This window comes from Pseudoalteromonas sp. MQS005 (assembly GCF_001661605.1).
Classification (GTDB): domain Bacteria; phylum Pseudomonadota; class Gammaproteobacteria; order Enterobacterales; family Alteromonadaceae; genus Pseudoalteromonas; species Pseudoalteromonas tetraodonis.
Window position 1 is genome coordinate 1 of the sequence record NZ_LYRQ01000096.1, and the last position, 6725, is coordinate 6725.

Here is a 6725-nt window from a genome sequence, read left to right on the forward strand (position 1 = left end):
AAAAACACATATAATTAAATTAAATTAAAATTTTAATAATCAACAACTTAAAAAGAAAACCTGCACTTTCATCTCGCTACCTAATTTTTACTTTCACCTGCTCGTATGTAAATAAATAACATACTTTGATAACCGTCTCGTAAAATTTACACACGCGCTATTTACTAAATAACAACACCCTCTTCCCCAAAACCCCAATCTGGTTAATCATGCAGGCAATACGATAACTAATAATCGCAGTGCTTAATTGCGGGAGTAATTATAATGAGTGAAGTAAATAACCCTTTAGGTTTGGTTGGTATTGAATTTACCGAGTACGCAACACCCGATGCCGATTACATGGATAAAGTGTTTACCGATTTTGGTTTTTCAAAGTTAAAAAAATTCAAAGGTAAAGACATTGTTTATTACAACCAAAACGATATTCATTTTTTACTAAATAATGAACGCGATGGTTTTTCAGCTGAATTTGCTAAAAATCATGGCCCAGCAATTTGTTCTATGGGTTGGCGCGTAGAGAACGCTCAAGCGGCGTTTGAAGCAGCGGTTGAGCGTGGCGCTAAGCCTGCTACTGATGCAGCAAATAAAGACTTACCGTACCCTGCCATTTACGGCATTGGCGACAGCTTAATATACTTTATTGAACAGTTTGGCGATAAAGGCTCTATCTACGCAAACGACTTTGAAGATTTAGCTGAGCAAAACGTCGTTAATGATAAAGGGTTCTTACGTATAGACCACTTAACTAACAACGTTTATAAAGGCACAATGGAAACATGGGCTAACTTTTATAAAGACGTGTTTGGTTTTACCGAAGTGCGCTACTTTGATATTAAAGGCCAAAAAACAGCCTTACTCTCTTATGCATTAAAATCACCTTGTGGCACTTTCTCTATTCCAATCAATGAAGGTAAAGGTAACGACAATAACCAAATTGATGAATACCTAGGCGAATACAATGGCCCAGGTGTACAGCATTTAGCCTTTTTAACTGATGACTTAGTGAGCTCACTTGATAAGTTAGATAAATCAACTATCGCCACTTTAGATATTATCCCTGAGTACTACGATACTATTTTTGACCGTGTACCATGGGTTAAAGAAGACAAAGAAAAGATTCGTGAGCATCAAATCCTGGTTGATAGCCAAAGCGAAGATTGCTACTTATTGCAAATTTTCTCTAAAAACTTATTTGGCCCTATCTTCATTGAGATGATTCAACGTGTTGACGATGGTGGCTTTGGTGAAGGTAACTTCCAAGCGCTGTTCGAATCAATCGAGCGAGATCAAGAACGCCGCGGCGTTTTATAATTAAAATTATGACTCTAAAAAGCAGCGTATTTCGCTGCTTTTTGTCGTTTAATCGTAACTAAGAGAGCTTATCTCTCTTTGCGTGTTTAAATCGCGCTTTTCATCACCATATAACTAGTAGATATTTAAAATTTGCTGGTGCTATGTTCTTATCTAATAAATTGATATGCGCGACCAACTAAACCAAAGGAAATGTAATGAGTTTAATTAACGAAACCCATGATATAAATTTAACTAGCTGGGTTGCATCAGCAAATGATGCACAATGTGACTTCCCTATCCAAAATCTACCTTTTGCCGAAGTACGTCGCAAAAATAGCAACGAAGCTTTCCGAGGCGCGGTTGCCATTGGCGATCAGGTTATTGATTTAGCAAAAGTAAATGAACTCGCTATTTTTAGTGGCGATGCTCAAGTCGCCATTGCTGCAGCAAGTAAACCTACACTAAATGAGTTTATGGGTCTGGGTGAGCAATATTGGTCAGCCCTACGTTTAGCATTATCGAAAGCATTACGTGAAGGTTCTGAGCATCAAGAACAACTTACACACGCACTTATTGCGCAAAGCGAGATTGAATTTGCTCTGCCGTGTCGCATTGGCGATTACACCGACTTTTACACCTCGATTTATCATGCTACGGCCGTAGGTAGTTTATTCCGCCCTGATAACCCACTGCTACCGAATTACAAGTGGGTACCGATTGGTTATCACGGTCGTTCGTCATCTATTGGCGTATCTGGTCAGCAGTTCCATCGCCCTAAAGGACAAACTAAAGCGCCAGACGCAGAAGTACCTTCATTTGGTCCGTGTAAGCGTCTTGATTACGAGCTTGAACTGGGTATTTACTTGGGTAAGGGTAATGAGCTGGGTGATGCTATTGCCATTGAAAATGCTGAAAAACATGTGTTTGGCTTTTGTGTTTTCAACGATTGGTCAGCACGTGATTTACAAGCATGGGAATACCAACCGCTTGGTCCATTTTTAGCAAAAAACTTTGCATCAACCGTGTCACCATGGATTGTAACTACCGAAGCACTTGCACCATTTAGAACAAGCTGGACGCGTGATGAAAATGATCCGCAACCATTGGAATATTTAGAATCAACGGCTAACCGTGATCAAGGCGCATTTGATATTCAAATGGATGTTAAAATTCAAACACAAAAAATGCGTGATGAAGGCTACAATCCAACACAAGTGTCTAAATCTAGCTTTAAGCATTCTTACTGGACTGTGGCACAAATGGTGACTCACCATACGGTAAACGGTTGTAACTTTATGCCAGGCGACATGCTGGGCTCTGGAACGCAATCAGGCCCAACTCATGAAGAAGCCGGTTCATTACTTGAGCTTTCTCGTGGTGGTAAAGAAAAAATTACCTTAAGCAACGGCGAACAGCGTAGCTTCTTAGAAGACGGCGACAACGTGATAATGCGTGGCTGGTGTGAAAAAGAAGGTTTTGCACGTATTGGCTTCGGCTGCGTGGAGAGTACGGTATTGCCAGCAAAATAATTGTAAAATCAATAAACTAGTAAAAAAGGGTGGCCGAATAAGCCGCCCTTTTTTATTAATTAAGCCATAGTTACAATTTTTTTCTGGCTTTTTTAGTTGAAATTGCTATCTTGAATCCGTTAATAGCCAGTAAATATGTGACATGTCTGTATTCATAAAATCTTTTTTTCATAAAAACTTCCCAGCTCGCCAGCTGCTTATTCGCCAAAATGGCGAAGTAAAGCATGTGGTTTTGGCACCATGGTTACAAGTTTCTGTACTCGCTATTATTATCACCGCTATTGTGTGGATGAGTGTCTCTAGTATTCGTGTGTATATGCAAACACACCAAATATCTCATATCGAACAAACTCAACTTGATAAGCAAGCGCAGTGGCAACAAAAAGTAAAGCAGCAGCAGCAACGCTATGCATTACAACAAGAACAGTTAGCTGAACTAGAACAAAAACAAGCTTTATTACAAGGTATGATTGAATCATTGCCTGCTTCTATTAGCAAAGACGCCATTAAATTAGAGGGTGAGCTTGACTCCTCCCCTATAAATGAGAGTGAGAGCGAATTCCATGAGCCGCTCGAAGATGACAAGTCACAAAACAAACATGCCCATAATAGCGCCACCAGTTTTGAGCAGCGCTATACTTTACTAAATGAACAATACGATACTAATTTTACCTTATTAGCTGCGCAAATTAATCAACGCCACGACGCTATTTTAGAGATATTGCAAGACACAGGTCTTGAAAATGCACTTGCACAGCACCTCGCCTTAGCGGCACAAACAACGGCGCAAGGTGGCCCGCTGGACATACTTGATGAAAGTAAAATACCCAATACATTTTTAGCAATTGCCGATAAGTTGCTTGTTTTAAATCAGCTAGAAAACTTTTTAACCGCCTTGCCGAACACATTACCCTTACCTGCCGCAAAATATTATATTTCGAGCAACTTTGGGCTTCGAAAAGATCCCATGAATAAAAGACGCGCATTTCATAAAGGCGTTGATTTAGCTGGCTGGCATAAAACAGAAATTTTTGCCCCTGCCGATGCAACGGTACGCCGAGCTGGCCGCAATGGTGGTTATGGTAACTTTATTGAATTAGAACATAAAAATGGCGTTGTAACGCGCTTTGGTCACTTAAACAAAGTTAATGTTAAAAAAGGCCAAGTTGTTGCAAAGCACGATGTCATTGGTTTAATGGGCAGTACCGGAAGAAGTACAAGTACTCATTTACACTATGAAGTATTAATAGACGACAAGCATGTCAATCCACTAAAAATAACAAAGGCGCTTTCTCGTGTTTGGTAAAAATAAACAAGCAAAAACGGACTCATCAATCAAGCGAGTGAGTCATACTCCCTCAATTATTTCTAACGATGTGCGTATTACGGGCTCTTTAGTTAGCCAAGGTGAAGTGCAACTCGATGGACGTATTGACGGTGATATTAAAGCTGAGCATTTAGTTATCGGCTCCTCCGGTGTTGTTGAAGGCGTTGTTGAGGCTAGCAGCGTTGTTGTTAAAGGTAAAATCATAGGCTCTTTAAATGCAAGCGAAGTGAAGATCGAAAATAATGCCCATGTCCTTGGCGATATTTTTCATGACACACTAAGCATAGAAGCCGGTGCGATTATTGAAGGTAGTTTAAAGCAGCGCTTTGAAAAAGAAGTCATTGAGCATGCTAAAGATAAACCAAAACCAGTTAACGATGTAAAAGCCATTGTTGACAATGAAGACAGTGGCCTTTCGTTTGTAAACAAGTCGTCTACTGCAAAAAGTTAAACCTGAACAAAAAATGGTTTAGTCAATAAACTAAACCATTGTTTTTAATACTTTATATAAAAATATAATTTAGCAATTACTTCTTCTTTGTGATGTACATGGTTATATCTGCAGTAAACACCAACTCATTTCGGGTATTATAAAGCTTTACCGGCACCACTAAATCTTCTTTATCAATCCATTGATGAGGCAACTCAATTTCAGCAATCGCGGTAACGTCTGTGTCTACTTTAGCTAAATATTGTACTGTCATACCTTTAGGTATCCAACGGTGTGTTTTATACGGTACCGTCGCATCCACCATCACTCCCGCACACAGCTCAGCCAAATTACATTGAGCAATCGCATGAATTGTTCCAATGTGATTATGTACACGGCGTGTGTTTTTAACCACAGCACTACAGTGCCCTGCTTTTAAATCTAAAATAGTGGGTTTCATAGAGCCAAAATAAGGTGCCTTGAAACACACGGCTTTACTGAAAAGCCAGTTACCGCATGGCCACTTTTTAAATTTATGCCATGTTTTAATTAATGCAGACTCATTACTCATTATTATTTTTCCATTGTCTTTGCTTAAAAAGCAAATTAACACATCGGATCAGTTTAAAGAAGTGTGATACTTAAACAAAAATAATCATAATAAGGTTAAAAGTAGGTAACTTGGCTGATACATCGGCCATAAGCCCTTTCTTTTTCATCAGTCGCCACTTAAAATACCGACAAAAGGAGACCTGATGCATACACAGCCCGCTAAACCCAATTTTACTTTATTACTTACATTAGCGTTACTCGTCATTTTTTGTCCGATGGGCATTGATATTTACCTGCCTGCCTTTCCCACTATCGCAGAGCAATTCTCAGTGAGCGAAAAGCAAGTACAGCAAACGGTGGCTATTTTTATGCTTACTGTTGGTTTGGGGCAGTTAATTGCAGGTCCACTCGCTGATCGTTTTGGCAGAAAGCCCGTCGCCTTAACTGGGGTCGCTTTGTATGGACTGGCGGCATTGGGTGCATATTATGCTCCTAGCTTTTTAGTACTGATGTTTGCTCGTGCTATTCAAGGGTTAGGCGCGTGCGCTACCTTTGTTGTCGCTTTTGCAATAGTAAGAGATAAGTTTGGTAGTGAACGCAGTGGCCAAATAATTACCTATCTAAACGGTATAGTTTGCTTTATTCCAGCATTAGCGCCCATTTTAGGTGCTTGGCTAACCGTACAGTTTGGTTGGCAAATGAACTTTCTATTTTTAACCGGTTTTGCATTACTGGGGTTTATTGTCACTTTGTTCTTGTTTAGGGAAACACGACCAGCAGACAGTCATTACCAGGGGCATATTTTAGATTTAAGACGCTTTTTCCCCATCATTTCAACTCCATTATTTTTATTTAATAGCTTGTTATGTATGGTCACTATGTCAGCCATATTGGTGTTTGTAACACTGGCTCCCGGTTGGCTCATTACTGAATTAGGTGGCAGCGTAGCCGACTTTACCTTTTGGTTCTCGCTCAATGCAGTGCTTAGTATTCTTGCTAGTTTTATTATGCCTATTTACATTAAACGCCAACCTAAAAGAGCTTTAAAAATAGGCCTTTTAGTGCTAGTGAGTGCCGGCTTACTTATGTTGTTATTAAGCCAATATAAAACGCCATTGGCATTAATGATCCCTATGTTCATTGCAGCATTTGGTTTTGCCTTGACGCTTGGGTCTGCCGCTGGGCGTGCTTTGAGTTTATTTCCTAAACAAGCAGGCACCGCCTCTGCTCTTTTGGGAGCAATGCAAATGAGTGGAGCAAGCTTATTGGTTTTTATTACTCAATACTTAAACTTATCAACCCCAGAGCTTATTGGTACGCACTTTCTATTATTAATTCCATTTTGTTATTTACTGTTTCGTTATGCTAAATATGCTTAGCCACTAACGCATTTTCAATACTTCTCTCATTTTGGCTAATTCAGGTGCTACTTGATTAGCCGCCCCTAATCCAAACAAAGTATATATTTTTTGTTTGAAAATGATTAATTTTTAGTTAAACAATTTTGTTTTTGTAGATAAAATACCTTGTTTTTTGCTTTTTATTATTTTAATGCCGGCTTAAGTTAACAGAAAGTTAACCAATTAATTCTAGG

6 protein-coding genes are annotated in these 6725 nt (G+C 39.3%); 5 read left to right on the plus strand and 1 reads right to left on the minus strand.

Going from position 1 to position 6725, the window contains the following annotated elements; genetic code table 11:
* The first annotated feature begins 264 nt into the window (after positions 1-264).
* The 4 genes from hppD (at position 265) to A9479_RS19200 (ending at position 4600) form a co-directional block, all read left to right on the plus strand.
* On the plus strand, positions 265-1311 hold the full coding sequence (gene hppD, locus A9479_RS19185; RefSeq protein ID WP_016899429.1) for a 4-hydroxyphenylpyruvate dioxygenase: 1047 nt from the start codon (positions 265-267) through the stop codon (positions 1309-1311).
* Between the two features lie 197 nt (positions 1312-1508).
* Complete coding sequence (gene fahA / locus A9479_RS19190; protein WP_028835398.1) at positions 1509-2822, plus strand: fumarylacetoacetase; 1314 nt, start codon at positions 1509-1511, stop codon at positions 2820-2822.
* Positions 2823-2964: 142 nt separating this feature from the next.
* On the plus strand, positions 2965-4128 hold the full coding sequence (locus A9479_RS19195; protein WP_016899427.1) for a M23 family metallopeptidase: 1164 nt from the start codon (positions 2965-2967) through the stop codon (positions 4126-4128).
* Positions 4118-4600 carry a polymer-forming cytoskeletal protein gene (locus A9479_RS19200; RefSeq protein WP_013464451.1) on the plus strand — a complete coding sequence of 161 codons (483 nt, stop codon included), beginning with the start codon at positions 4118-4120 and terminating at the stop codon, positions 4598-4600. Before A9479_RS19195 ends, A9479_RS19200 begins: the two co-directional genes overlap by 11 nt.
* A 76-nt stretch (positions 4601-4676) precedes the next feature.
* Here A9479_RS19200 and A9479_RS19205 read toward each other — a convergent pair whose 3' ends face one another.
* On the minus strand, positions 4677-5150 hold the full coding sequence (locus A9479_RS19205; protein WP_016899426.1) for a hotdog fold domain-containing protein: 474 nt from the start codon (positions 5148-5150) through the stop codon (positions 4677-4679).
* A gap of 184 nt (positions 5151-5334) precedes the next feature.
* Between A9479_RS19205 and A9479_RS19210 the strand changes: the two genes are divergently transcribed.
* Positions 5335-6510 carry a multidrug effflux MFS transporter gene (locus A9479_RS19210; protein WP_064664297.1) on the plus strand — a complete coding sequence of 392 codons (1176 nt, stop codon included), beginning with the start codon at positions 5335-5337 and terminating at the stop codon, positions 6508-6510.
* The last annotated feature ends 215 nt before the right edge of the window (positions 6511-6725 follow it).

Excerpts from the sequence above, each read along its gene's own strand:
- hppD (WP_016899429.1), top strand. The coding sequence starts at position 265 with ATGAGTGAAGTAAATAACCCTTTAGGTTTGGTTGGTATTGAATTTACC.
- fahA (WP_028835398.1), top strand. The coding sequence starts at position 1,509 with ATGAGTTTAATTAACGAAACCCATGATATAAATTTAACTAGCTGGGTT.
- A9479_RS19195 (WP_016899427.1), top strand. The coding sequence starts at position 2,965 with ATGTCTGTATTCATAAAATCTTTTTTTCATAAAAACTTCCCAGCTCGC.
- A9479_RS19205 (WP_016899426.1), bottom strand. The coding sequence starts at position 5,150 with ATGAGTAATGAGTCTGCATTAATTAAAACATGGCATAAATTTAAAAAG.
- A9479_RS19210 (WP_064664297.1), top strand. The coding sequence starts at position 5,335 with ATGCATACACAGCCCGCTAAACCCAATTTTACTTTATTACTTACATTA.